Genomic DNA, 1,540 nt, shown 5'->3' on the forward strand with positions numbered 1-1,540 from the left:
CGATAGAGTCTTTTTTAAAAGACGCACTCTCGCGCCCTTGCTGCTCGACCACCTCGCGCAGCGAGGGCGCGTTAAGCCAATTCCAAAACCCTTTGACCAGGCGTTTTTTGCGTGCCGGAATCGTTCTGCTGGCTTTGAAGGCATCGCGCAGCCAGATGCGCGGGTTAAGGCTGGGCATGGGAGTTCTCCTGTTGGGGTTGTGGTTGTTCGCCGCCTCGCAAGTCGGCAGGCTCTGGAAATACATCGTCTAAAGTGCAGTCCGCGCCAAGCGCCCTAAGTGCCGCCACAATTCGACGGCAATCGTTTAGCGCGGGCACTCTAACCCCCCGCTCATAGTTGCCTAGGCGAGACTGCCCCCAGCCGATTTTGCGGTAGAGGTCTGCTTGTGCAATTCCTGCCGCCCGCCTTGCCTCTCGAATACGATTCATTTGCCCTACCAAACAGCCAATTGCCAGCCATAGTAAAGCACGACTCGTGCTTATGCAAGCACGATAAGTGAAATCAAATCATCAAGAGGCGTGTTGGAATATGGACATGGAAAAACTAGGCGCACGCATTGCGCACTACAGAAAGAGCAAAGGGCTTTCGCAGGCAGAGTTGGCCAAAGCTTGCGGCTGGTCTTCGCAATCGCGCGTAGGCAACTACGAAAAAAATACCCGAGAACCCTCGCTAGATGACCTAAAAAAGCTGGCGGACGTCTTGGGCATTCCGCTGCCCGCTCTTATCGAAGAGCAAGACAGCGCAATAAACAATGTGCGGGCTGTAGAGATGCAGTCGCAGCGTTACTACAGATACCCACTAATTAGCAGCGTAAACGCCGGAACAGGCAATGAAGTTTGGGAGTGCTGGATGCCGGAACACGCGGAAGAATGGCTATATTCCACGGAAAACGCAGGCAAAAGGGGCTACTGGCTGACCGTTGACGGCCATTCGATGACCGCCACAACCTCGCCCAGCTTCCCGGAAGGCACGCGCATACTGGTACAGTCGGAAAGCTTCAGCGTCATCAACGGCAAATTCTACATTGCCCAAAACAGGGACGGCGAAACCACGTTTAAGCGCTATCAGCGCGATAGCGGGAAAGACTACCTTATGCCGCTCAACCCCGATTTTAGACCTATTGATATGGACAAAGACGGGTGGCACATCATTGGCAGGGTGCTGGACATTAAACTGCCGACCGGCACGCTCTAGCCACAACCCGCGATAACCCACAGCCCGCCACACGCGGGCTTTTTTACGACCGGAAGAAAATAAATAACGCAACGTGCTTGACAGTCAAAACACATGACGTGATAATTCTCCCATCCCCACACGGAAAGAAGGCACCCACCCATGAAAACAGACGTCGTAAGCATCGGCGAAGAAAGCTACCAGATCATCGCCAGCAACCCGCACTGCGGGCGCGTCATCAACAGAACCATCCGCCGCAGCGACGCCATAGAACTCTTGGCGTACTACCACCAATACCGCGCGATGCAGCAAAAAGACCCCAGCGCGATGCACAGGGGGCTTATGGAAGGGACGGGGAACCGCCTGC

At 54.8% G+C, this 1,540-nt stretch carries 3 protein-coding genes; 2 read left to right on the forward strand and 1 reads right to left on the reverse strand.

What is annotated here, in order from left to right:
• Positions 1 to 164 precede the first annotated feature (164 nt).
• Positions 165 to 428 (reverse strand): helix-turn-helix transcriptional regulator, encoded by a 264-nt coding sequence (locus tag AXE65_RS13260; protein WP_079214043.1) that lies wholly within the window; start codon positions 426 to 428, stop codon positions 165 to 167.
• Between the two features lie 106 nt (positions 429 to 534).
• On the opposite strand from AXE65_RS13260, the gene AXE65_RS04555 reads away from it, so the two are divergent.
• Together AXE65_RS04555 and AXE65_RS04560 are read left to right on the forward strand one after the other, a co-directional pair.
• Entirely contained in the window at positions 535 to 1,194 is a 660-nt protein-coding gene (locus AXE65_RS04555) for a LexA family protein (RefSeq protein WP_068388725.1), read from the forward strand.
• Positions 1,195 to 1,335: 141 nt separating this feature from the next.
• A partial coding sequence (locus AXE65_RS04560; RefSeq protein ID WP_153015389.1) for a hypothetical protein occupies positions 1,336 to 1,540 on the forward strand: 205 nt, incomplete at its 3' end.

The organism is Ventosimonas gracilis, from assembly GCF_001580025.1.
Taxonomy (GTDB): domain Bacteria; phylum Pseudomonadota; class Gammaproteobacteria; order Pseudomonadales; family Pseudomonadaceae; genus Ventosimonas; species Ventosimonas gracilis.